The organism is Zoogloea oleivorans, assembly GCF_008107625.1.
In the GTDB taxonomy this organism is placed as follows: domain Bacteria; phylum Pseudomonadota; class Gammaproteobacteria; order Burkholderiales; family Rhodocyclaceae; genus Zoogloea; species Zoogloea oleivorans.
On the sequence record NZ_SDKK01000004.1, the window covers coordinates 175,906 to 196,659 of the forward strand.

The 20,754-nt window shown below is 63.4% G+C and carries 23 protein-coding genes, 1 tRNA gene and 1 other RNA gene; 16 read left to right on the plus strand and 9 right to left on the minus strand.

Annotated elements, in window-relative coordinates; all coding sequences use genetic code 11:
• Nucleotides 1-34 precede the first annotated feature (34 nt).
• Nucleotides 35-787 (minus strand): DNA/RNA nuclease SfsA, encoded by a 753-nt coding sequence (gene sfsA, locus ETQ85_RS05580; protein WP_148578070.1) that lies wholly within the window; start codon nucleotides 785-787, stop codon nucleotides 35-37.
• Between the two features lie 231 nt (nucleotides 788-1,018).
• Here sfsA and rquA point away from each other — a divergent pair, with 231 nt between their 5' ends.
• Nucleotides 1,019-1,702, plus strand: a complete 684-nt coding sequence (gene rquA / locus ETQ85_RS05585) for a rhodoquinone biosynthesis methyltransferase RquA (RefSeq protein ID WP_148578071.1) — start codon at nucleotides 1,019-1,021, stop codon at nucleotides 1,700-1,702.
• Nucleotides 1,703-1,714: 12 nt separating this feature from the next.
• On the opposite strand, the gene ETQ85_RS05590 is transcribed toward rquA, so the two are convergent.
• Genes ETQ85_RS05590 through cbiB form a run of 5 tightly spaced genes read right to left on the minus strand, consistent with a single transcriptional unit; the run spans nucleotide 1,715 to nucleotide 6,343 of the window.
• The gene (locus ETQ85_RS05590) at nucleotides 1,715-2,515 is read right to left on the minus strand and encodes a cobalamin-binding protein (RefSeq protein ID WP_148578072.1); all 801 of its coding nucleotides are present in this window, start codon (nucleotides 2,513-2,515) and stop codon (nucleotides 1,715-1,717) included.
• A gap of 17 nt (nucleotides 2,516-2,532) precedes the next feature.
• Nucleotides 2,533-3,552 carry a hypothetical protein gene (locus ETQ85_RS05595; protein ID WP_148578073.1) on the minus strand — a complete coding sequence of 340 codons (1,020 nt, stop codon included), beginning with the start codon at nucleotides 3,550-3,552 and terminating at the stop codon, nucleotides 2,533-2,535.
• Nucleotides 3,549-4,418, minus strand: a complete 870-nt coding sequence (locus tag ETQ85_RS05600) for a cobalamin-binding protein (RefSeq protein ID WP_148578074.1) — start codon at nucleotides 4,416-4,418, stop codon at nucleotides 3,549-3,551. Before ETQ85_RS05600 ends, ETQ85_RS05595 begins: the two co-directional genes overlap by 4 nt.
• A 22-nt stretch (nucleotides 4,419-4,440) precedes the next feature.
• The gene (gene cobD, locus ETQ85_RS05605; protein ID WP_148578075.1) at nucleotides 4,441-5,412 is read right to left on the minus strand and encodes a threonine-phosphate decarboxylase CobD; all 972 of its coding nucleotides are present in this window, start codon (nucleotides 5,410-5,412) and stop codon (nucleotides 4,441-4,443) included.
• Nucleotides 5,405-6,343, minus strand: a complete 939-nt coding sequence (cbiB, locus tag ETQ85_RS05610) for an adenosylcobinamide-phosphate synthase CbiB (RefSeq protein ID WP_187394589.1) — start codon at nucleotides 6,341-6,343, stop codon at nucleotides 5,405-5,407. The genes cobD and cbiB overlap by 8 nt, the downstream gene beginning before the upstream one ends.
• A gap of 39 nt (nucleotides 6,344-6,382) precedes the next feature.
• Here cbiB and ETQ85_RS05615 point away from each other — a divergent pair, with 39 nt between their 5' ends.
• The 4 genes from ETQ85_RS05615 to ssrS all read left to right on the plus strand — a co-directional run bounded on the left by ETQ85_RS05615 (nucleotide 6,383) and on the right by ssrS (nucleotide 8,634).
• Nucleotides 6,383-7,894, plus strand: coding sequence for a cobyric acid synthase (locus ETQ85_RS05615; RefSeq protein WP_148578076.1), 1,512 nt, complete (start codon nucleotides 6,383-6,385; stop codon nucleotides 7,892-7,894).
• A 32-nt stretch (nucleotides 7,895-7,926) separates the two neighbouring features.
• A complete protein-coding gene (locus ETQ85_RS05620; protein WP_148578077.1) occupies nucleotides 7,927-8,121 on the plus strand; it encodes a hypothetical protein in 195 nt (64 codons plus the stop codon).
• Between the two features lies 1 nt (nucleotide 8,122).
• Nucleotides 8,123-8,404 (plus strand): cell division protein ZapA, encoded by a 282-nt coding sequence (locus ETQ85_RS05625; RefSeq protein ID WP_148578078.1) that lies wholly within the window; start codon nucleotides 8,123-8,125, stop codon nucleotides 8,402-8,404.
• A gap of 48 nt (nucleotides 8,405-8,452) precedes the next feature.
• Nucleotides 8,453-8,634, plus strand: a non-coding RNA gene (ssrS, locus tag ETQ85_RS05630) — 6S RNA.
• Nucleotides 8,635-8,738: 104 nt separating this feature from the next.
• Here the strand turns inward: ssrS and ETQ85_RS05635 are convergent.
• A complete protein-coding gene (locus tag ETQ85_RS05635; RefSeq protein WP_148578079.1) occupies nucleotides 8,739-9,194 on the minus strand; it encodes a c-type cytochrome in 456 nt (151 codons plus the stop codon).
• A 142-nt stretch (nucleotides 9,195-9,336) separates the two neighbouring features.
• Between ETQ85_RS05635 and ETQ85_RS05640 the strand changes: the two genes are divergently transcribed.
• A tRNA-Arg gene (locus ETQ85_RS05640) sits at nucleotides 9,337-9,413 on the plus strand.
• Between the two features lie 113 nt (nucleotides 9,414-9,526).
• Here the strand turns inward: ETQ85_RS05640 and ETQ85_RS05645 are convergent.
• Nucleotides 9,527-9,790, minus strand: a complete 264-nt coding sequence (locus ETQ85_RS05645; RefSeq protein WP_148578080.1) for a helix-turn-helix domain-containing protein — start codon at nucleotides 9,788-9,790, stop codon at nucleotides 9,527-9,529.
• Between the two features lie 136 nt (nucleotides 9,791-9,926).
• On the opposite strand from ETQ85_RS05645, the gene ETQ85_RS05650 reads away from it, so the two are divergent.
• From ETQ85_RS05650 to ETQ85_RS05665, 4 genes are all read left to right on the plus strand, one after another.
• Nucleotides 9,927-10,160, plus strand: coding sequence for a hypothetical protein (locus ETQ85_RS05650; RefSeq protein ID WP_148578081.1), 234 nt, complete (start codon nucleotides 9,927-9,929; stop codon nucleotides 10,158-10,160).
• Nucleotides 10,153-11,391 (plus strand): site-specific integrase, encoded by a 1,239-nt coding sequence (locus ETQ85_RS05655; protein WP_148578082.1) that lies wholly within the window; start codon nucleotides 10,153-10,155, stop codon nucleotides 11,389-11,391. The genes ETQ85_RS05650 and ETQ85_RS05655 overlap by 8 nt, the downstream gene beginning before the upstream one ends.
• Complete coding sequence (locus ETQ85_RS05660; RefSeq protein WP_148578083.1) at nucleotides 11,384-12,358, plus strand: HD domain-containing protein; 975 nt, start codon at nucleotides 11,384-11,386, stop codon at nucleotides 12,356-12,358. The genes ETQ85_RS05655 and ETQ85_RS05660 overlap by 8 nt, the downstream gene beginning before the upstream one ends.
• A gap of 131 nt (nucleotides 12,359-12,489) precedes the next feature.
• A complete protein-coding gene (locus ETQ85_RS05665; protein ID WP_148578084.1) occupies nucleotides 12,490-13,068 on the plus strand; it encodes a hypothetical protein in 579 nt (192 codons plus the stop codon).
• A 16-nt stretch (nucleotides 13,069-13,084) separates the two neighbouring features.
• Here ETQ85_RS05665 and ETQ85_RS05670 read toward each other — a convergent pair whose 3' ends face one another.
• The gene (locus ETQ85_RS05670; protein WP_148578085.1) at nucleotides 13,085-13,390 is read right to left on the minus strand and encodes a helix-turn-helix domain-containing protein; all 306 of its coding nucleotides are present in this window, start codon (nucleotides 13,388-13,390) and stop codon (nucleotides 13,085-13,087) included.
• Between the two features lie 165 nt (nucleotides 13,391-13,555).
• Between ETQ85_RS05670 and ETQ85_RS05675 the strand changes: the two genes are divergently transcribed.
• From ETQ85_RS05675 to brxC, 6 genes are all read left to right on the plus strand, one after another.
• A complete protein-coding gene (locus tag ETQ85_RS05675; RefSeq protein WP_148578086.1) occupies nucleotides 13,556-14,209 on the plus strand; it encodes a hypothetical protein in 654 nt (217 codons plus the stop codon).
• A 22-nt stretch (nucleotides 14,210-14,231) separates the two neighbouring features.
• Nucleotides 14,232-14,594, plus strand: a complete 363-nt coding sequence (locus tag ETQ85_RS05680; RefSeq protein ID WP_148578087.1) for a hypothetical protein — start codon at nucleotides 14,232-14,234, stop codon at nucleotides 14,592-14,594.
• 421 nt (nucleotides 14,595-15,015) lie between these two features.
• Nucleotides 15,016-15,915 (plus strand): helix-turn-helix transcriptional regulator, encoded by a 900-nt coding sequence (locus ETQ85_RS05685; RefSeq protein ID WP_148578088.1) that lies wholly within the window; start codon nucleotides 15,016-15,018, stop codon nucleotides 15,913-15,915.
• Nucleotides 15,912-16,523 carry a DUF1819 family protein gene (locus ETQ85_RS05690; protein WP_148578089.1) on the plus strand — a complete coding sequence of 204 codons (612 nt, stop codon included), beginning with the start codon at nucleotides 15,912-15,914 and terminating at the stop codon, nucleotides 16,521-16,523. The genes ETQ85_RS05685 and ETQ85_RS05690 overlap by 4 nt, the downstream gene beginning before the upstream one ends.
• Nucleotides 16,520-17,176: a DUF1788 domain-containing protein gene (locus ETQ85_RS05695; protein WP_148578090.1), complete on the plus strand. Its 657-nt coding sequence runs from the start codon at nucleotides 16,520-16,522 to the stop codon at nucleotides 17,174-17,176. The genes ETQ85_RS05690 and ETQ85_RS05695 overlap by 4 nt, the downstream gene beginning before the upstream one ends.
• Before the next feature lie 11 nt (nucleotides 17,177-17,187).
• The gene (brxC, locus tag ETQ85_RS05700; protein ID WP_148578091.1) at nucleotides 17,188-20,748 is read left to right on the plus strand and encodes a BREX system P-loop protein BrxC; all 3,561 of its coding nucleotides are present in this window, start codon (nucleotides 17,188-17,190) and stop codon (nucleotides 20,746-20,748) included.
• The last annotated feature ends 6 nt before the right edge of the window (nucleotides 20,749-20,754 follow it).

Below are 20,754 nucleotides of genomic sequence, written 5' to 3' on the forward strand. Positions count from 1 at the left end.
GTTAGGGACATAAGCGGACGCCGGAAATTGTGTGCTACCCCATTGTGGACGGCCCTATTGTGGAAAGCCGCAAGCCTTGCGCGGGCACCTCCACGGCCAAACGGCGCGCCAGCTCGATCCCCTGAGGCGTCACGCGGGCGCCCAGGGCCAGCACCTCCACACCGCCCGCCATGGCCTCCCGCAGCGCTCGCCCGTAGGCCGGGTCGATGTGGTCGGCGGGTTGCACCACGTCCACGTCGCTCCGCTGCACGCAGAACACCAGCACCGCCCGGTGGCCGGCCGCCACCATCGCCGCCATCTCACGCAAATGCCTGGCCCCGCGAGTCGTCACGGCATCCGGAAAAAAGCCCGTGCGACCGCTCACTGCGGCGCTGACATTCTTCACCTCCACATAGCAATCCGGCCGCCCTGCCGACTGCAGCAGCAGATCGATGCGACTGCTCTCCCCGTATTTGACCTCCGGCCGGATCACCCCGTAACCCGCCAGTTCGGGCACCCTCGCGGCCTCGATGGCTTCACGTACCAGGGCATTGCTGCGCCCGGTATGCACGCCAACCGTCACGCCCGGCGCCACCTCGACCAGCTCCCAGGTCCATTTGAGCTTGCGCGCCGGATTGTCGGCCGGCGACAGCCAGACCCGGCTGCCGGCGTCCTTGCAACCCTGCATGGAGCCGGTATTGGCGCAGTGGGCGGTGACGATGGAAGCGTCGGCAAACTCCACATCGACGAGAAAACGCTGATAGCGCCGGATCAGCCGGCCTTCGATCAGGGGGGCAGGAAAGCGCATGGGCACTCAGCCGCAGTCTGTCAAAGACATCGGGGACCTCACAGAATTGCTTAACAGAAAAATCACAAAACCGCCTTGCCGCGTCCTCGATCTTAACGAAAAATCTCGACCAACCCGCACGAATCCGCTGCGCCACCGTATTATCTGGTCAGAACACAGGCGTGACGCGGCTTGCCAGCGGTTTGTCCCAGTCACGCGCCGCCAGACAACTGCCTTCAGCAAAGCCAAGCCATGCGCGATTCCGCCTCAGCGGCAGCCACCGAGTTGCCTGACTATCTCCGGGATACCTACACCTGGGCTTACCTCGATCACCGCACCCTGCCCTGGCTGGACCGCCCCGTGGTGGTGTCGGCGATTCTGTGGGGCAACGCCAGCCGCCTGATGGATGGCGCAGTGCGCGAGTTCAACCCCGGGCAGCGGGTCCTGCAGGCGGCTGCCGTATATGGCGACTTCTCGCCGCGTCTGGCGCGGCGACTGGGGGATGCGGGGCAGCTGACGGTGCTCGACGTGGCGCCGATCCAGATCGCCAACACCCGGCGCAAGCTCGCCCCCTGGCCGCACATGCACGCCCAGGTGGCCGACCTCACCGAGCCGGTGGGCACCACCTTCGACGCGGTGTGCTGCTTCTTCCTGCTCCATGAGGTGCCGCCCCACGCCCGCCAGCGCATCGTCGCCAACCTGCTGAAAGCCGTCGAACCCGGCGGCAAGATCGTCTTTGTCGATTACCACCGACCGCGCTGGTGGCACCCGATGGGGCCGATCATGGCGCTGGTGTTCCGCTATCTGGAACCCTTCGCCAATTCGCTACTGGCCGAATCCATCGAGACCCTGGTGCCGGAAACAGCCGACTTCGACTGGAAGAAGGAAACCTTCTTCGGCGGCCTCTACCAGCGGGTGGTGGGCATCCGGCGCTAAGCCCCGCGTACGTCAGCCCAGGCTGTCGAGACAGCGGGCGATCGCCGGCAGGCCCTCACGGATGGCTGCCGGCCCCGGCGCCAGCAATATCGCCGACTTCACTTCAAACACCCGCTCGTCACGCACCGCCGGCAACACATCCCAGCCGGGCCGCGACGTCACGTGGGCCGGCTGGAAGTGCTTGCCGCACCACGACCCGATGATCACATCCGGCGCGCGCGGAATGACCAGCGCCGCGTCGGCGAGAATGCGGTCCTTGGCGCTGTGATGCACCGACAACTCGCCAAAGCAGTCTTCACCGCCGGCAATGCCGATCAGCTCCGACACCCAGCGGATGCCGGTGATCAGCGGCTCGTTCCACTCTTCAAAATAGACTTTCGGCCGACGTCCCAGCCGCGCCGCACGCGCTTCGCCTGCAACCCGGGCAGTGGCGATGCCCTGCTCCAGCTCGGCCACCAGCGCCAGCGCCCTGGCCTCGGCACCCACCAGCCGGCCGACGGTTTCGATCATCGCCAGGATGCCGTCCACGCTGCGGTGGTTGAAGACATGCACAGCCACGCCAGCCTTGACCAGATCGCGGGCGATCTCGCCCTGCAGATCCGAGAAGGCCAGCACCAGGTCCGGCTCGACGGCGAGGATGCGCTCGATTTTGGCACTGCTGAAGCCGCTGACCTTGGGCTTCTCCTTGCGCGCCCGCGGCGGGTGGGTAGTGAAGCCGGAGATGCCGGCGATACGCGCCTCCTCACCAAGGAGGTACAGCACTTCGACGGTTTCGGTGGACAGGCAGACGATGCGCCGGGGGAGTCGGGACATGGCTTTTCTCGGCAGATTCAGCGGGGGAAGGGGGACGGGCAGGCGGACGTGTCGCCCGCCGGATTGCACAGCCGCACCTGGGCCAGGAAGGCTTCGGCGGCAAGCTTCGGCTTGCGGCTGTCGAGCTGCACCTTTGCCGCGTCGGCGGCAGGCAGGCGCCAGGCACGCTGGACCACGTAGAGGTAATCCGGCCCTTCGATGGCTTTCACAACGGCCATTTCGGCGTAATTGGTGTCAGGTACCTGCGGGCAGACGAGGTAAGTCTGCAGGCTGGCGCCGGACGAGGCCTCTTCGGCGGGCAAAGCTTCCACCGCAGCGGGCGCCACACCGCAGCGACGCGCACGGGCCTGCTGCATGCCTTCCAGCAGCGCACGGGCCTGGCCGGGGCTTTTCAGGCGCGGCAGGCCCTGCACACCGACCAGTTGGGTCCATTCCCGCGCGCTGTCGCCGGCCGGCACAAAGTCGGCACTCCAGCCGGCCGGGCTGTTGGCATTGGCCACCGGCAAACTATCCGCCGGCAGGGGCAGGTTGAGCCAGCGCACCGCACCGCCGGCCTCCTCCGTGCTGCGAACAGCCGCCAGTTCGCGCAGGCGCCGGTAGGGTGGATCGAGCACGGCCTGGAAGTCTCCGGTGCCGCTTTCCGCCACCATCAGGCGCGACACGCTCTGCTCGAAGCTGTACCAGGCGTCGTACTTGCGGATCACCCCGCAGGCATTCACGGTCCACCGTTCAAGCGCGTGATGGATGCGTTGCGGACGGGTTTCGATGAGATCCGGCGCGGCCTGCACGGTATCCACCACGCGCACGTCGGCACACGGCTTGATGCGGGCCTCGAGGGCGACGATGCGCGCCAGCACCTTGTCCTGGGCACTCGCTCGGCGCCAGGCACCGGCAAAACCCGGCACCTGGCGCTGGTCGGCCGGAAGCGCCGCCACCTGACCGATGCGCGTGACCATCTCGCCCGGCAGCGGACCGCTGTCGACAGCCAGCACAGGCCCCGCCAGCAGCAGCGCGAGGCACAGTCCACGCACCTTCATCGCCGCGCCCGCGCTTCGTCGAGCTGGCCGCACAAGCGCTCGGCACCGTCGAGGATGCGTGGCGTGTGGCGCTGGATCAACCCCGGCGGGATGAAGAACAGGTTGCCCCGCGCCACCGCGCTCAGCCGCGTCCACTGACGCCAGTCGTCCAGCCACTCCGGGCGCTCCTCACCCATGCCACTGGCAACGATGGCCTCCGGCGCGGCGGCCAGCACGGCCTCGGTATCCACCACCGGGGCCAGCACCGGCAGCTTGGCAAAAACGTTCTCGCCGCCGCACAGGCGGATCACGTCGGAAATGAGGTGCTCGCCATTAACCGTCATCAGCGGACGGTTCCAGGCTTCGTAGAAGAGGCGCACCGGCGGCCGCGCCGAATATTTCGCCGACAGGGCCGCATGGCGCTTGCGAAAGGCCTGGGCGGCCGCGTCACCGGCTGCCTCGGTACCCGCCAGCTTGCCAAGCTGGGCAATGCTTTTCGCCACATCGTCGATGCGCCGCGGTTCGTTAATGAAGACCGGAATGCCGAGGGCTTTCAGCTTGCCCAGGTGGGCGTCCCGGTTGCCGCTTTTCCAGGCAATCACCAGATCGGGCTTGAGGGCAGCGACCTTTTCCATATCCACCGAGGTGTAGCCGCCCACACGGGCAATCTTCTTGGCCGCCTCCGGATAGTCGCTGTACTGCACCGCGCCCACCACCCGGTCGGCGGCCCCCGCCGCAAAGAGCATCTCGGTAATGTGCGGCGCCAGGCTGACGATGCGTTTCGCCGGCTGGGCAAGGTGGACGGCCTGACCCTGGTCGTCGATGAGGTCGATGGCCGCGTGAGCGGCGCCAGAGGCGAGCAGCAGGGCAAGGAACAAACGGCGCATGGGGTGGAGTCTCACAATCGGCTTACAGTCGGGAGAGGGCCGCTTCAAGGCGGGCCCACTCGATTTCATGGCCCGGCAAGCCAAAGCGCAGGCCCGCCGGAGTTTCAAACAAACGGGTCAGGACGCCCTGCTCCGCCAGCCGCGCATGGATCACCACGGCAGCCGGCGTCGGCCGCCACTGAAACAGGGCCGTGCCGGCACCACCAACGAGTCCGTGGCGATCAAGCAAATCGGCCAGCCGACGGCTATCCGCCACCAGACGCGCCCGCGCGGCGGCCTGCCAGGCCTGGTCGGACAAAGCGGCAGCCGTCACTGCCCGCGCCGGACCTGAGACGGCCCACGGCCCGAGGCGTTCCGCCAATTGTTCCAGAAGCGCCGCTTCGGCAAACACGAAACCCACCCGCGCACCGGCCAGCCCGAAGAATTTGCCGATCGAGCGCAGCACCACCAGTCCGGGGCACCCGGCCAGCGGCACCAGGCTGGCCGCCGTCTCGGCGTCGAGGAAGGCCTCGTCGACGATCAAACGGCCGCCGCGGTCGGCCAGCCCGGCATGCCAGGCAAGGAGTTGTTCACGGGGAAAACACTGGCCATCCGGGTTGTTCGGCTGGACCAGCAGCAGGGTGTCGGCCGTGGCAACCGCCGCATCGATCCCGGCAGCCGGCAGCGCGCGCACCTGATGATCGCGCCAGGCGTAGGGATGCTCGGCGTAGGTCGGCGCCAGCGTCACCACCCGCCCCGGCGAAAAACAGCTCGGCAGAGCCTGGATCGCCGCCTGCGAGCCAGCCACCGGAAGCAGGTTCGGACTGCCGTAAAAGGCGGCCGCCGCCGCCTCCAGCCCATCATCCATCTCCGGCAAGCGCTGCCAGGCCTCGGGCGCCAGGGGTGGCACCGGATAGGCCTGCGGGTTGATGCCGGTGGACAAATCCACCCAGTCGGCCAGCGGAATCCCGTAATGCCGCGCCGCAGCGCGCAACCGCCCACCGTGCTCAAGCATGGCTCAACACACTCACGGCCGCGACCACCAGCAGCCACAGCCAGATGCTGTTCTGCACCAGTACCAGGGCCTTGTCGATATCAGCCGCCCCGGGCGGCTTGCCGGCGCCCAGCGGCGGACGCTCTTCCAGCTGTCCATGGTAGATGGCCGGGCCACCGAGGGCGACATCCAGCGATCCGGCACCGGCCGACATCACCGGGCCTGCGTTGGGACTGTCCCAGCTCGGGGCCTGAGTGCGCCAGCAACGCAGGGCATTGGACGTGTGGCCCAGCAGCGCGTAGCTGAGGGCCGTCAAACGGGCCGGAATGTAGTTGAGCACGTCATCGATGCGCGCCGCCGCCCAGCCGAAACGCAGGTAACGCTCGGTGCGGTAACCCCACATGGCGTCCAGCGTATTGGCGAGGCGGAACATCAGCGCCCCCGGCCCGCCCAGCACGGCAAACCAGAACAGCGCGCCAAAGATGGCGTCGTTGCCGTTTTCCAGTACCGATTCGACGGTGGCCTTGGCCACGCCGGTTTCATCCAGCTCACGCGTATCGCGGGAAACAATCCACGACAAACGCTGACGCGCGCCGGGCAGATCACCGGCCAGCAGCGGCGTCGCTACCGCGCGGGCGTGCTCGGCCAGGCTGCGGCTGCCGATTGCGAAATACAGCAGGCCCACGTCCAGCACCAGCCCCAGCCACAGGTTGCTGATGCGCAGGGAGCCGGCCAGCGCCACCCACGGCAGCACCGCCGCACTCCAGGCCAGCAGCCCGACACCGCGGTTGGCGCCCAGGCGCCGGAACAGCCGCTCCACTGCCGCGGCATAGCGGCCAAAGCCCACCAGGGGATGAAAACGTGGCGGCTCGCCGAACAGGCGGTCGAGCAGCAGGCCCAACGCCATCGGAATGGCAATCGGGAAGAGGGCGGCGAGGTACAGGACGGACATGGGATAATCGAAAACTTTTTGCACTCAGGATTGTAAGTCATGCGTCAAGCCCACACCCTGATGGTTCAGGGCACGACCTCCGACGCCGGCAAAAGCACGCTGGTCGCCGGCCTGGCCCGCCTGCTGTGGCGGCGCGGCGTGCGCGTCGTGCCTTTCAAGCCCCAGAACATGGCGCTCAATTCGGCGGTAACGGTGGATGGCGGCGAAATCGGCCGCGCCCAGGCCCTGCAGGCCGTCGCCGCCGGCCTCGAACCGCACACCGACATGAACCCGGTGCTTCTCAAGCCGTCCACCGACATCGGCGCCCAGGTCATCATCCACGGCCGCGCCGTCGCTCAATTGTCGGCACGCGATTACCACGAGTACAAACCGCGGGCGATGGCCGCCGTGCTCGAAAGCTACGGCCGCCTCACCCAGCAATACGAAGCCGTGCTGGTGGAAGGTGCCGGCAGCCCCGCCGAAATCAACCTGCGCGACCGCGACATCGCCAACATGGGCTTCGCCGAAGAGGTGGACTGCCCGGTGATCCTCATCGCCGACATCGACCGGGGCGGCGTCTTCGCACACCTGGTCGGCACCCTGGACCTGCTCTCGCCGAGCGAGCAGGCGCGGGTCAAGGGCTTCGTCATCAACCGCTTCCGCGGCGACATCGGCCTGCTGCAATCCGGTCTCGACTGGCTCGAAGAACGCACCGGCCGCCCGGTACTCGGCGTGCTGCCCTACCTGCACGGGCTCTTCCTGGATGCCGAAGACGGCCTCGCCGACGCCCGCGCCGAGAAGAGCGAAGCGCGCCTGCGCGTCGTTGCGCCGGTTTATCCTCGCATCTCCAACCACACCGACCTCGACGCCCTGCGCCTGCATCCGCAGGTGGACTTCAGCTGGGTCGGGCCCGGCCAGGCCATTCCGCCCGCCGACCTGATCGTGCTGCCCGGCTCCAAGGCCGTGCAGGCCGACCTCGCCTGGCTGCGCAAACAGGGCTGGGACGACGCCATCCGGCGCCACCTGCGCTACGGCGGCAAGATCGTCGCCATCTGCGGCGGCTACCAGATGCTCGGCACCCAACTCCACGACCCACTGGGACTGGAAGGCGCCCCGGGCAGCATCGATGGTCTCGGCCTGCTCGATCTGGAAACCGTGCTGGAAGCCGAAAAGCAGCTCCACAACATCACCGGTACCCTCGCCCTGCCCGGCCACGCCCCGGTGTCCGGCTACGAAATCCACATGGGCATCACCCGCGGCCCGGCACTGGAACACCCGAGCACGCTTCTGGCCGATGGCCGCCCCGACGGCGCCCTGTCGGACGACGGGCAGATCCTCGGCAGCTACCTGCACGGACTCTTCGATCACCCGGACGCGCTCGCCGCCCTCCTCGCCTGGGCCGGCGTGACCGACGCCGAGCGCATCGACCTGTCCGCCCGGCGCCAGGCCGATCTCGAGCGACTCGCCGACAGCATCGAAGCGCACATGGACTTGCCGCGTCTGGCCGACTGCTTCGGCCCCGGCGCCGCCGCCGACGCCTTGCGGGCGCCATCCATGGACAAGCTTGCTTGACCGCTTCCCCGCCCCTCTCTAACATTCCCGCAATGGACGCCGAACTCGCTTCTCTCGAACAAAAACTCGACCTGCTGATCAGCAAATGTGTTGCTGCGCAGGCCGAGAACCGCAACCTGCGGGCGCAGATCACGACCCTCGAAAACGCCAACCGCGAACTCACCGACAAGGTCGGACTCGCCGGTAGCCGCCTCGAGGCCTTACTTGCCCGCATCCCCGAGGCCTGACATGGAACAGCTCGACATCAAGCTCCTGGGCCGCGAATACCGCGTTTCCTGCCGGCCCGAAGAAAAAGACGGCCTGCTCGCCGCAGTCACCTATCTCGACGACAAAATGCGCGACCTCGCCGAAAAAACCAACTCGGCCGGCGAGCGTCTGGCGGTCATGACCGCCCTCAACGTCACCCACGAATTTCTACAATTTCAGCGTGCCGGCGGGTTTGACATCCCGACACTCAAGCGTAGAATCGAGTCCATCAACAGCCGTCTGGACGGCGCCCTGGCAGAGTAAAAACGCTTCCGGGCCCCTTTAAAACAGCGGCTGAAACAAGGTTTGATTAATCCCCTGCGGTGTTGGTTAAGGCTGTAAATTCCTTGAACCAATGTCTTCGTGACATGGGTCGCTGCCCATAGAAACTGCTGGTGTGCGCGCTCCTCGTCGAGTGTGCCTGATGCGGAAGGAATGCGACCTCCCTGAACTCCGGTTCAGGATGAAAGCCTGACGGCATGCGCGGGGGACCCTACAAAAAAAGCGCAGACATGATGTCTGCGCTTTTTTTACGTCCGTAGCCGGCGTCCTGCTCCGGCCCGCGCCCCCAGGGGCGCCGGACCGGAAGAACCCGTACTCAGTCCGGAGCCTTGAAACCGGCACCCGCCTTGTTGGCCAGGAAAGCCACGGCGCGCTTCAGCTCGTCGTCGGTCAGATCGGCCGCGCCGCCCTTCGGGGGCATTGCATTCTTGCCAGCCGCAGCCGACTTCACCAGACCGTCGAAGCCCAGCGCAAGACGCGGCGCCCAGGCAGCCTTGTCGCCAGCCTTCGGCGCACCGGCAGCACCACTCTCGTGACAGGCACCGCACACGGAAGCGTAGATGTCCTCACCCTTGCGGCTGCCCGGCGCGACGGCAGGCGCAGCGGCCAGCACGACACTGGCAACCGGCTGAATCAGCTTGGCGGCGAGCTCTTCGTCGACGGCAGCTTTCTTGCCGCAACCCACAAGCTGAGTGGCCAGGGCTGCAACACCAATGGAAAGCGCGATCCGCGCGTAGGAACGAACGGGGGCAGAGCGACGAAAATCCGACATGCTGAATTCCTCGAGTACGGGCAAGATTGAATAAGGCATTGATTATAGCGGGGCTATTCAACTTCTGTCAGGACAAGCATGGACTCCGCCGCCGAATCGCGCTATCCTGCGCGCCGCACAACGCAAAGTTGTCATCAACCGCGCGCCCGTAGCTCAGCTGGATAGAGTACTGCCCTCCGAAGGCAGGGGTCACTGGTTCGACTCCAGTCGGGCGCGCCAAACAAATCAATGGGTTAGATCGAAAGATCTGGCCCATTTTTGTTTCTACTCCCCGCCGTGACCATTCTGTGACCAAAGTGCGACCAGCCTGTGACTGGTCGCTCGCCCTGGTCTCACCGCTCCCCGTGCTTTTGAGTTGTGCTTCCCGTGACCTGATCGTCAGGGATGTGCTCGACCAGTTGCTCGATACGACAACGGAAGTAGGTACAGAGCTTGTCCAACACATCCCCCGTCGGGTTGTACCCACGGTGGTTGGCAAGCTTGGAGAGGGTCATCCGGTGCACTCCGGTTGCCGCAGCGATCTCGACGAGCGTAACGACCCTGTTCTCCCGAAATTCTTTTTCTGCGATCAGCTCCTTGAGCCTGAACCTGAGCATGACTGTGGCTCCATAGCTGCATGTGATGCGTAAGAGTATCAAAAAAACTTGACAGGCTTCACGATATGCCTACAATGAGCTTTGTGTGATGCTTATACGCATCATACGAACTCAACAAACAACATGAGGTGAAGCCATGGACAACAAAACCTACCTGACAACTGACGAGTTGTCGGAGCGCATCAAGTACGACTCCCGCACGATCAGAGAACGCTTGAAGGACAGCGTTCTGCTCGAAGGCATCCACTACTTTCGCCCTTTCGGCGGCCGGAAGATTCTGTACATCTGGGAAACGATCGAGCGCGACATGCAGCTTGCTGCCCCGGCCTTCGGCATCCCCATGGCAAACGGAGATGTGTGCCATGGCTAGTATTCAAATCCGCAAGGAGACGGGCTGCCTGATCATGGACTTCTACTTTCAAGGCTTCCGGTGCCGTGAGCAAACCGCTCTCCCCGATACAGCTACCAACCGGAAGAAAGTCCAGAAGGTTCTCGACCGCATCGAAGCCGACATCGCTGCCGGCACCTTCGACTACCGACGCTACTTCCCGGCCAGCAAGAACGCCGCACGCTTCGACGCCGCACCGGCGGTCAGCGTGGCCGTGACGGTGACCGCACCAAGCGCACCCGCGGTCGCCCCGACGCCCCTCTTCAAGGACTTCGCGGAGACCTGGTATCTGGAGAAGGAGGTGGAGTGGCGCAAGTCCCACCGGATCACCGTCCGCCGGGAACTCGACAGCCTGATTTCCCGCTTCGGGGAGAAGGCGGTCGGCCAGATCACCAAGGCTGACGTACTTGCCTACCGCGCCGAACTCGGCAAAGTGACTGCGCGGGGCAAGGAAACGAAGTTGTCTGCTGCACGGATCAACAAGATGCTGAACCCGCTCAGGCAAATCCTCAACGAAGCGGCCGACCGCTTCAATTTTCCCACGCCTTGCCAGAACATCAAACAGCTGCGCATCAAGCGCACCGATGTGGATCCGTTCTCCCTCGAGGACGTGCGCGCCATCCTCGCCACGGTGCGGGAGGACTTCCGCGACTACTTCACCGTGCGCTTCTTCACCGGAATGCGTACTGGCGAGGTGGATGGGCTGAAGTGGAAGTACGTGGATTTCGAGCGCCGGCTGATCCTGGTGCGGGAAACGGTGGTCCTTGGCGACGAGGAGTACACCAAGACCGACGGCTCGCAGCGGGACATTCAGATGAGCCAGCTCGTCTTTGAGGCCTTGAAGCGTCAGCAGGCGGCGACAGGGAAGGTTTCGAGCTTCGTGTTCTGCAATCGGCTCGGCAAGCCGCTGGATCACAAGAACGTGACGAACCGGGTCTGGTATCCCCTCCTCCGTCACCTGGGGCTCAAGAAGCGGCGGCCCTACCAGTGCCGGCACACAGCGGCAACCCTGTGGCTGGCCGCCGGCGAGGCGCCGGAGTGGATCGCGCGGCAGCTCGGCCACACCACGACCGAGATGCTGTTCCGGGTCTATTCCCGCTACGTCCCCAACCTGACCCGCCGGGATGGTTCGGCCTTCGAGCGTCTGATCACCCAGTCGATTGCCGACACCCCGTTGCCTGTGAATCCCGTCGAGGAGAGCCGCCATGTCTGATGTCCGCCAAACTGTGTTTTCCGTGAATCAGCTGCCCCAGCCGGATCACGTCATCGACCGCCTGCCGCCGGTCTTCCGGATCCAGTCGATCGAGCGCCTGCCCTTCGACGAGCGCAACCTGCTCAATGTGGCGGTCGTCTTCCACCAGCGAGCGGTGCTGCGGGTGGAATGGCTGTGCCGGCATCCGGATAGCCGCCTGACCGTCGGCAGCCTCGTGTCGATCCGCTGGCTGGGTCGGCCGACCAGCACCCTGGGGGCGATCCGGATCGCCCGGCTCGTGAAGCTCGAACGGCCCGAGGCGAGCCTCAACCCCTTCGATACGGTGCCCCATGCCTGGGTCCGGGATCGTGAGCTCGTCGCGCGGGCGGGACGTTTCTGGGAGGGCCTGGGCCGGCCGCTGCAGCATCTCTTCAACGCGGTGTTCTGGGATCCGCGGCGCTTTCAGCGTTATCTCGAGGGGCCGAGTTCGCTCCAGGGGCATCACAACGGCCGCAACGGTAACTTCCGCCATGCGCTGGAGGTCGCGGAGCGGGCGCGGACCCTGGGTTGCCATCACGCGGAGGTGCATCTGCCGGTGTTGATCGCCGGGAGCCTGCTGCACGACGCGGGCAAGGCGGAGGAGTACCAGTTCAATCCGGTGCGGGGCCGCTACGAGATGACGGAGCGCGGAGCGCTCTTGGGCCACAAGCATACGGTCCTCGAATGGATCGCCGCCGCCCGGGCCCAGCATCGGGTGATCATCCCCGAGGCCCATTACCTGGCGCTCCTCCACGCCATCACCGCCGCCAAGGGGGCGCCCGACTGGCTGGGGCTGCGGGAGCCCCTGAGCCTGGATGCCCACATCCTGTCGACGGTGGATCGCCTCTCGGGTCAGGCCGACCTCCTCAGCCGCCACGCGGCGCGGGACGGGGGCTTCGGTGCCTATCACCGCCACCTGGGCGGGCGGCCTTACGTCGTGCGGGAGTGAGGCAGGCCGGGCCGCCGCAATCCACCGCGGCGGCGCCGGTCGCTCGCTTTGAAAGTCGGGACGTTTCGGTATGCTGTTTCTGACAGCGGACGTCCCGTCATTCCCATCCCCCAAATTGCTTGGAGATTCTCATGGATCAACATGATGGCTTCGCTCGTCCTGAAATACGTCCTCCAGATCGGACGCTGCGTGGCACCTGCATCACCCGAACCGTCGATCTGGCCAATCCGCGTCTGATCGGTGTCTGGAAGTGGAACTTCGAAGAGGCCAGTTGCCGCTTGTACGCGGTGTGCGTCTATGCCCCCAACGTTCTGCGGGATGCCTATCCCCTGGAGGAACTGCAGCATCTAAAGGACTGCGTCGCGCAGCAGGCGCACAAGGTCGAGAAGATGATCGACTGGACGCGGGCCCAGCTCGACGCCGCCGGCCTCAATTCGGGCGAACCGGGCCGGGTCGAGCCCTTGAGTGCGGATATCCGCACGCCGCTGGCGAGCGCGTATGTGGACCTCTTCGTTCGCGCCGATCTCGCCATTCAGTTGCTGGACGCCCTGTGGTTGCAGGGTGAATTGACCGACGCTGGCCACGCGGAGCGGACCGGGGCGATGCGCCGGGCGCCGCTCAGTGTGCTGGGCGGGATCCAGCGGGCGCATGCGCAGTGCCGGGAGCGTATCGAGGCGCTGTATCGACAGCGTGATGCGGGGCCGCAGTAGGCGGGTGTCGTCAGGTTCAGGGCGTCTGGAGCTGCGCGATCAACTGGTGGCGCTGGTCCCGGGAGCACGCTCCCAGGAGTCGGATCAGCTGCGCCAGGTCGTCATCCGGCTCGTACAGGTAGGAGACCGGGACATTCAGTTCCGCGGCCAGCCGCTGTGCGGTGTGCAGGTCCGGCACATGCTTGCTCCGCTCGTACTGGTTGATCCGCGCACTGGCGACGAACTGGTCGATCCCGGCCAGGATGCCGAGCTGCTTTTGCGACACGCCCCTCGCCTCCCGGGCCGCTCGTAGCCGCCTGGCAAACACTGACCTCTCTTCCATCCCCGTCCTCCGTGCTGAGGACTAAGAGATTCTTAGGAAGGACAGCTATGGCATACTAAGGAATCCTTAGCTTTACGGTCGCAAGACCCACCGAACCCCGGCCGCCGCGGTGTTTCAGACGCTGCGCAGACGGCCCACAAATCGAATTTGAATAAGGAACAAACCATGTACAAGATGACTACTGCACTGGCACTCGGCCTGGCGCTGACCGGCTGTGCCTCGATGAAACCCTCGGTTCACACCGAATCGACCTTCGTGATCTACGACGTCAAACCCGCCACGCTGGATCGGAACCAGTTTCTAAAGGCGGTACTCGACGCCGTGCAGACGAGTGCCAGCAAGCTGCGGGTGAACCGGGAGATTCCCCCCGCGGAACTGCCGGCGACGCCGGGGCGCTTCGAGCTCCAGGATCCGTTTGCGAATTCGAAGATGGGGGCGCTGCTGGCCTCCCAGGCCCAGAACATCCGTGTCCCGGTCTGCAAGAACGCGCTGATGACGGTCTCCACCGAAAACACCAGCATGGCGCAGTATGGTGAGCAGACGACCTTCTTCCTGTGCGTCCTGCCCTACAAGGATGGCTACCACATCGATATCCACGCGACCTTCGTGCGGGCGAGCAGCGGCTTGACCCCGCAGGGGATCAGCGCTGCGGTCGGGCGCTCGCTGATCGGCGATTCGAGCCAATTCATTCCGCGCACGATGAATAACGTCCGCGCCGCGGCCGAATCGGTCGGCGGGAAGGTGACGGTGGTGGACAGCTACATCCCGGAGGATTTCAAAGGGGCGTTTGTGAACCAGGCCGAGCGTGCCGGCAAGTAAGCCCAGAAAGGAGACACCTCAAATGGACAAACGCGTCGTTGGAACACTGCTGGGGATCGCCGGCGTGCTGTTGTGGTTCATGCCCTGGATGGCGTTCTCGATGGGGGAGATGGAATTCCACCAAACCGGAAGTCACATTGGCGGGATCGCCTACGTCCTGCTGATGAGTTCGCTGGCCTCTGCGATCCTGTCCTGGGTCCCGCAGCCGGTGCCACGCATCATCGTGGCGGCGCTGTCGACACTGCTCAGCGGGTTCTTCTGGCTGAACGCGGGGGAGGCTGCTGGGTGGGGTCTGATCTGGCTGTGTACGGTGAGCGGCCTCAGCCTGCTGCAGGCGATCGAGAGGAATAGCGCGGAACGGAAGATCGAGCCGCAGGCTGAATAGTTTTGCATCGGGGCGGGACGAGGGAGCGTGACCCCTCGTCCCGATATCTGCCCCCTTTCATAGGTACGATGAAAAGGTACCGGCTTGACGGCCGTGGCCCACGCGCATGCCGCCGACGGAGCAGGTGGAGAGGTAACGCCCCCACCCAGCCAGGCCGCGATCGGCCGTCTTGCAACTACGCCGCAAGCCATCGCCAATGGTCTTGAGGATCTGCAGCGACAACCGCCCAAACTCTACGACCTTGTGCGCACCGGGCACGAGCGAGTCTATACAGCAGCACACATGACTTCCGCTCATGAGTCCGTTAACGCTGTTGGAGACTCAACATTCAGGCACGCACATCAAATCATTTTGATGTGATAAGTGTTCCTGTCGGATACACTGAGCTCAGAGTTTTGTCTTTGCTTGGATGTCGCCCACCATGAACGCCGAATCGCTTGCGCACTTGCCACTTCCACAGAAGGATCGGCTCAAGCACATCGAGCTGAGGTTGCGTTTCCTTGGGGAGGTCCGTCGCCCTGACCTAATGCAGAGGTTCGGCATCCAGTCGGCTGCGGCCTCACGTGATCTAGCGCTCTACAAAGAACTGGCGCCGAACAACATTGACTACGAAAGTCGAGGCAAGCGATACCTGCTGGGTGCCGAATTTGCACCGCTATTCCAGACACCTTCATCTCAAGTATTGAGCTGGTTGGGTGAGCAGCTGGGCGATGCCACTGCGCCATCTTCTGATGCGCTCCTCCCATGTCTCGCACCATCGCGGCTCTCATCCCCCGGGCTGGACGTGCTGGCATGCATTACCCGGGCCATTCACCTGGGGCAGGTACTCAGCATCCGCTATCACTCCATTAGCAGCGGCGAGTCATCCCGTGAGATCGCTCCCTTCGCGCTGCTCGACACCGGGCTGCGATGGCATGTGCGCGCTTTTGACCGCAAGTCCCAAGAGTTTCGTGATTTCGTGGTCACGCGCATCAGTGATCCGACTCCCTGCCCCAAAGATACGCCATTGCGCCACGAGCGGCCTGAGCACGACGTGCAGTGGACGCGCATCGTGGAGTTGGATCTCGTGCCACATCCGGATCAGCCGCGTCCCGACATCACCCTTATGGACTACGACATGCTTGGTGGTGTACTGCGTCTCAAACTGCGCGCGGCACTAGCTGGCTACGCGCTGCGCAAGTGGAGCGTGGATTGCTCGCCAGAACATTGCTTGCGCGGCCCCGAGTATCGCCTTTGGCTGAAAGATCATCTGGCCCTGTATGGCGTCGAGACAGCCATCCTGGCACCGGGCTACCCACCGGGCAAGGAGCAGGCTACATGACAGAACGCTATCAACTGTCCTTCACGACCGGCGGTCTCTTCCTACAAGAGGCATCCACCGTCGCCGAATGCTATCTGCGGCTCGGCGATTGGCCAGCCACACGCGCTCTGGTGCGGCAAGAGAACCTCCTGCAGGTACGCACCGCTGCAGCGGCCACCCGCATCAGCAAGGAGATCACTGCACGCCTGCAGCAATTGAACGAAGTCGAACTTCAGACTTTGCTGGAGTCAGGCCTCCGGGATCAGGCCTACCTACTGTGGGTGGCAGCCTGCCGGCGGTACGCGCTCATCCGCGATTTCGCCATTGAGGTGCTGCGCGAACAGTATGTGCTACTGCGCCGCCAAGTGTCATTCGCTGACTACGATAGCTTCTACAACGGCAAGGCGCTCTGGCACGCAGAACTCGATGAGATCGCACACTCCACACAGTGCAAGCTGCGGCAGAACCTGTTTCGCATGCTTCGCGAAGCAGATCTGGTGTCAGATCAGCACGCGATCCACCCTGCCCAGCTCAGTTCGCACCTCGCACAACTCCTGGCCAGACGTGGGCTTCAAGAACTCCTTATCTTCCCGGCCACAGAAAACGACATTCAGAGATGGCTTCAATGAACCAGAAGATCAGTCAACAACCTCTATCCAACCGCTTTGAGCATTTGATTGAGGTGATCGGCGGTGAGCGCTTCTTGCAGATGCGTGGGCTGAACAACGATCTGCCCTTCTATATCTGCGAGTTTCGCGCCAGCGAAGCCTTTGAGATGCAACGCTTGCAACGTCATCTCATCAGCTCGTTGGCCAATCTCAGTGTGCCATGCCTGGGTGGGCGCGGTGTGAGGGTGCTGGACATCAATCTGTACGACGTCAGCATTAAGTTGCTGCAAGCTCGCGAAGGCAGCAGGGAAGGTAGCCGGCTCTGGGATGAACTCATTGCTGTCGAGACCGATGTCGAAAAGGACAACCTGCTCGAACTGCTGCAGAACGTGCTCGGTGTCGAGGATTACCTGATCCCCGCTATTGGCGAGCGACTGCAGCAGACCGATTTTGACGTGCTGTTCCTGTCCGGCATCGGGGAAGTCTTCCCCTACATCCGATCGCACAACGTGCTCAATAACCTTCAAAGCACCGCGAAAGACAAGCCCACCGTGCTGTTCTTCCCTGGCGAGTACCGTCACTCGCTTGAGCAAGGGGCGTCGCTGGAGCTGTTCGGACTGTTGCACGACGACAAGTACTACCGCGCTTTCAATATTTTCGAGACCCAGGTTTGAGGAAAGACCCGATGGAACTCAACCGCATTTTTTTGCACCCGGTCAGTCGCCCGATAGAAGGCGTCATCAAGGCCGACGACGAGTCGAGCCTCTATGTTGAGCTCAACGAATATGTGCTGACAGACGAAGTGGCCAAGCGACTGGCGCACTTTCTTGATGCCTACAACGACTACCACGGTGCGAACGGCGTCTGGGTCTCGGGCTTCTTCGGCTCGGGCAAGTCACATCTCTTGAAGATGCTGGCCTTGATGCTGGAGAACCGCAGCATCGATGGCAGCTCCGCGCTCGACATCTTCCTGCCCAAGATCCCGAAGGAGGATGAGCTGCTACGCGCAGCACTCAAAAAGGCCGCGTCAATCCCTTCGAAGAGCATCCTGTTCAACATCGATCAGAAGGCCGACATTATCAGCAAGAGTCAGGCTGACGCCTTACTCTCGGTCTTCGTCAAGGTCTTCAACGAGACGTGTGGTTACTTCGGCAAACAGGGCTACATCGCGCAGTTCGAACGAGACCTGGACAGTCGGGAGCAGTTGGATGCGTTCAAAGACGCCTACCAGCGCCTGGCCAACAAACCCTGGGAGCGTGGCCGAGAACAGGCGCTGCTGGAGTCGGGCAACATCGCCCGCGCCTATGCAGAGATCACCGGGGAAGACCCGGTACTGGCCAAAGGCATTCTGGACAAGTACCGCGCGCAGTACAGCGTGTCCATCGAGGACTTCAGCGAGCAAGTGAAGGCTTGGCTGGACAAGAAGCCCGCCAACTTCCGCCTCAACTTCTTCGTGGACGAGGTGGGGCAGTACATCGCCGACAACACCAAGCTGATGACCAACCTGCAGACGGTCGCCGAGAGCTTGGCGACCAAATGCCAGGGCCGCGCCTGGATCATCGTTACCGCCCAAGAGGACATGAACTCCGTCTTGGGGGACATGAACAAGCAGCAAAGCAACGACTTCTCGAAGATCCAAGCCCGCTTTGCCAACCGGCTCAAGCTCACCAGTGCCGACGTGGCTGAGGTCATCCAGAAGCGCCTGCTCACCAAGAACAAGATCGGTACCGAGCTGCTTGCCACTACCTACGACCAGCAACTCAACAACTTCAAAACCCTGTTCGAGTTCGCAGACGGCGGTCAGCAATATACGAACTTCCGAGACGCGGAACATTTCACCTACTGCTACCCCTTCGTGCCGTACCAGTTCCCGCTGTTTCAAGCAGCCATCCGTGGCATCTCGCTGCACAACGGCTTCGAAGGCAAGGCGAACTCGGTGGGCGAGCGCTCCATGCTCGGCGTGTTCAGGGAAGTCGCGATCGCGATTGATCAGGAGCCAGTTGGCCAGCTCGCCACCTTCGACCGCATGTTCGAGGGCATCCGAGGCGCGCTCAAGAGTGCGATTCAGAGCGCCATCAACAATGCCGAACGCCACCTGGGCGTCCCCTACGCTGTGCGCGTGCTCAAGGCGCTCTTCCTGGTCAAGTACGTCAAAGAGTTCAAAACCACGCTACGCAACCTCAGCGTGCTGATGCTTGAGCGCTTTGGCGACGACCTGCCCGCGCAGCGCAAGCGGCTTGAAGCTGCACTCAACCTGCTGGAGCAACAGACCTACATCCAGCGTAATGGTGATGTCTACGAGTACCTGACCGACGAAGAAAAAGACGTCGAAGAGGAAATCAAGAACACCGAGGTTGAGAGCGCAGACATCCTGAAAGAGCTGGAGACGCTGCTGTTCGATGGCGTTATCAAACAGCGCAAGATCCGCCACAGCAACGGTCAGGACTACGCCTACACCCGCAAGATGGATGACCGCGCGCTGAGCCGTGAGCACGAGCTGGCCATCCACATCGTCACGCCACTCTCGGACAACTTCGACAACGTCACCCTGCAGCGCATGCAAAGCATGGGGCGTGATGAGCTACGCGTCGTCTTGCCAGCCGATGTGCGCTTCATGCAAGACCTGACGATGTACAAGCGCACCGAGAAGTACATCCGCCAGAATAGCAACACCCCCCAAGAGGCCGTCAAACGCATCCTGGATACCAAGGGCTTCCAGAACACCGAGCGCTTGAACGACCTGCAAGTGCGTGCCAAGGCGCTGCTAGGCAAGGCGACGCTCATCATCAATGCCGCAGATATGGACGTCAGTACCGAAGACGGCCAGACACGAGTGCTCAAAGGGTTTGAGCATCTGCTTCAAACCACCTACCCCAACCTGCGCATGCTGCGCGACGTACCGTTCAATGAGGCGGACATCGGCAAGCATTTGCGCATGATGGAAGACGGGCTGATCGCCAACGACGCCACCAGCCTCACCGAGCCCGAACAAGAACTGCTGGCCTTCATTCAGGGCAACGCTCGGGGCGGCGTGCGCACCACCGTCAAGAGCTTGATTGAGCGTTTCGAGCGTAAGAACTACGGCTGGTACTACGCCGCCATCCTGTGCAACCTGGCCCTGTTGTGTGCACGGGGCAAGGTCGAGGTGCGGCAAGACAGCAATCCGCTGGAGCATGACGCTCTGGAGCGCAGCCTGCGCAATACCAATGCCCATGCCAAGTTAGTGCTTGAGCCACAGGTGGAATTCAGCGCCTCGCAAGTGCGCACGCTTAAAGAGTTCTTTGCCGACTTCTTCGACAAGCCGGCCAGCAGCAACGAGGCACGGGCACTTGCTCGTGAGGCCATCGACGCGCTGAAGGATCTGGAGATCGAACTGGCCGACCTGCACGGCCAGAAAGCGCAGCTGCCATTCCTGAGCGTGCTCACGCCGGTACTGGCCACCCTGAAGGACGTGGCGAGCAAGAACCCTAATTGGTTCTTGACCGACCTTGCCCGTGCCGAAGACGCCTTGCTCGACACCAAGGAAAACATCATCGACCCGTTGCGGCGCTTCATGAACAGCCCGCAGCGCGCCATCTTTGAGCAGGCCCGCTTGTTGGTTGCCGAGCAGGAGGACAACTTTGCCTATGTGGGCCCAGCTGAAGTGGAGGCTGTTCGCAACCTGCTGGCCGACAGCAAACCTTGGCAAGGCAACCGCTTGCAGCAGCTCAAACCGCAGCTTGATGCCCTGCAACAAGCCATTGCCAACCAGTTGGCCAGTGAAAAGGAGGCCGCCTCCAGCCGCCTTGCGGAGCTGGAACAAAGGCTGCAAGCCACCGAGGAACATGGCCGTCTCGGCTCCACTCAACAGGCGCAGCTGACCCAGCCCTTTGCAGATGCCCGCCTGGCGCTGCAAGGCCAGAAGCGCATTGCCATGATCCGTGATCAGCTGCGGTACTTCGAGGACAGCCGCTTCCCCCAGTTGCTGGTGCAACTGGAGCAATGGGCCAAGCCCGAGAGGCCTGCGTCGCCTGGTTCCACCCCGGATGCAGCTGTCAGGTCTTCCGTTGGCGAAGGAATGCCCCCGGCCAGCACGACAGCCACCAAGCCCGCGTCACCCGAGCCCAAACTGGTGCCCGCCCGCACCATCAAGGTCAGTTACGCCAAGCCCTGGCTGACCAATGAGGCCGAGCTCGACGACTACCTGAACAAACAGCGCGAAGCCTGGCTGAAGGAAATCCTGGCCGGCAACCGCGTGCAGATCTGAGGCAGG

What these genes read in the sequence shown, in the direction of transcription:
- sfsA (WP_148578070.1), bottom strand. Translation starts at nt 787, where the DNA reads ATGCGCTTTCCTGCCCCCCTGATCGAAGGCCGGCTGATCCGGCGCTAT.
- rquA (WP_148578071.1), top strand. Translation starts at nt 1,019, where the DNA reads ATGCGCGATTCCGCCTCAGCGGCAGCCACCGAGTTGCCTGACTATCTC.
- ETQ85_RS05590 (WP_148578072.1), bottom strand. Translation starts at nt 2,515, where the DNA reads ATGTCCCGACTCCCCCGGCGCATCGTCTGCCTGTCCACCGAAACCGTC.
- ETQ85_RS05595 (WP_148578073.1), bottom strand. Translation starts at nt 3,552, where the DNA reads ATGAAGGTGCGTGGACTGTGCCTCGCGCTGCTGCTGGCGGGGCCTGTG.
- ETQ85_RS05600 (WP_148578074.1), bottom strand. Translation starts at nt 4,418, where the DNA reads ATGCGCCGTTTGTTCCTTGCCCTGCTGCTCGCCTCTGGCGCCGCTCAC.
- cobD (WP_148578075.1), bottom strand. Translation starts at nt 5,412, where the DNA reads ATGCTTGAGCACGGTGGGCGGTTGCGCGCTGCGGCGCGGCATTACGGG.
- cbiB (WP_187394589.1), bottom strand. Translation starts at nt 6,343, where the DNA reads ATGTCCGTCCTGTACCTCGCCGCCCTCTTCCCGATTGCCATTCCGATG.
- ETQ85_RS05615 (WP_148578076.1), top strand. Translation starts at nt 6,383, where the DNA reads ATGCGTCAAGCCCACACCCTGATGGTTCAGGGCACGACCTCCGACGCC.
- ETQ85_RS05620 (WP_148578077.1), top strand. Translation starts at nt 7,927, where the DNA reads ATGGACGCCGAACTCGCTTCTCTCGAACAAAAACTCGACCTGCTGATC.
- ETQ85_RS05625 (WP_148578078.1), top strand. Translation starts at nt 8,123, where the DNA reads ATGGAACAGCTCGACATCAAGCTCCTGGGCCGCGAATACCGCGTTTCC.
- ETQ85_RS05635 (WP_148578079.1), bottom strand. Translation starts at nt 9,194, where the DNA reads ATGTCGGATTTTCGTCGCTCTGCCCCCGTTCGTTCCTACGCGCGGATC.
- ETQ85_RS05645 (WP_148578080.1), bottom strand. Translation starts at nt 9,790, where the DNA reads ATGCTCAGGTTCAGGCTCAAGGAGCTGATCGCAGAAAAAGAATTTCGG.
- ETQ85_RS05650 (WP_148578081.1), top strand. Translation starts at nt 9,927, where the DNA reads ATGGACAACAAAACCTACCTGACAACTGACGAGTTGTCGGAGCGCATC.
- ETQ85_RS05655 (WP_148578082.1), top strand. Translation starts at nt 10,153, where the DNA reads ATGGCTAGTATTCAAATCCGCAAGGAGACGGGCTGCCTGATCATGGAC.
- ETQ85_RS05660 (WP_148578083.1), top strand. Translation starts at nt 11,384, where the DNA reads ATGTCTGATGTCCGCCAAACTGTGTTTTCCGTGAATCAGCTGCCCCAG.
- ETQ85_RS05665 (WP_148578084.1), top strand. Translation starts at nt 12,490, where the DNA reads ATGGATCAACATGATGGCTTCGCTCGTCCTGAAATACGTCCTCCAGAT.
- ETQ85_RS05670 (WP_148578085.1), bottom strand. Translation starts at nt 13,390, where the DNA reads ATGGAAGAGAGGTCAGTGTTTGCCAGGCGGCTACGAGCGGCCCGGGAG.
- ETQ85_RS05675 (WP_148578086.1), top strand. Translation starts at nt 13,556, where the DNA reads ATGTACAAGATGACTACTGCACTGGCACTCGGCCTGGCGCTGACCGGC.
- ETQ85_RS05680 (WP_148578087.1), top strand. Translation starts at nt 14,232, where the DNA reads ATGGACAAACGCGTCGTTGGAACACTGCTGGGGATCGCCGGCGTGCTG.
- ETQ85_RS05685 (WP_148578088.1), top strand. Translation starts at nt 15,016, where the DNA reads ATGAACGCCGAATCGCTTGCGCACTTGCCACTTCCACAGAAGGATCGG.
- ETQ85_RS05690 (WP_148578089.1), top strand. Translation starts at nt 15,912, where the DNA reads ATGACAGAACGCTATCAACTGTCCTTCACGACCGGCGGTCTCTTCCTA.
- ETQ85_RS05695 (WP_148578090.1), top strand. Translation starts at nt 16,520, where the DNA reads ATGAACCAGAAGATCAGTCAACAACCTCTATCCAACCGCTTTGAGCAT.
- brxC (WP_148578091.1), top strand. Translation starts at nt 17,188, where the DNA reads ATGGAACTCAACCGCATTTTTTTGCACCCGGTCAGTCGCCCGATAGAA.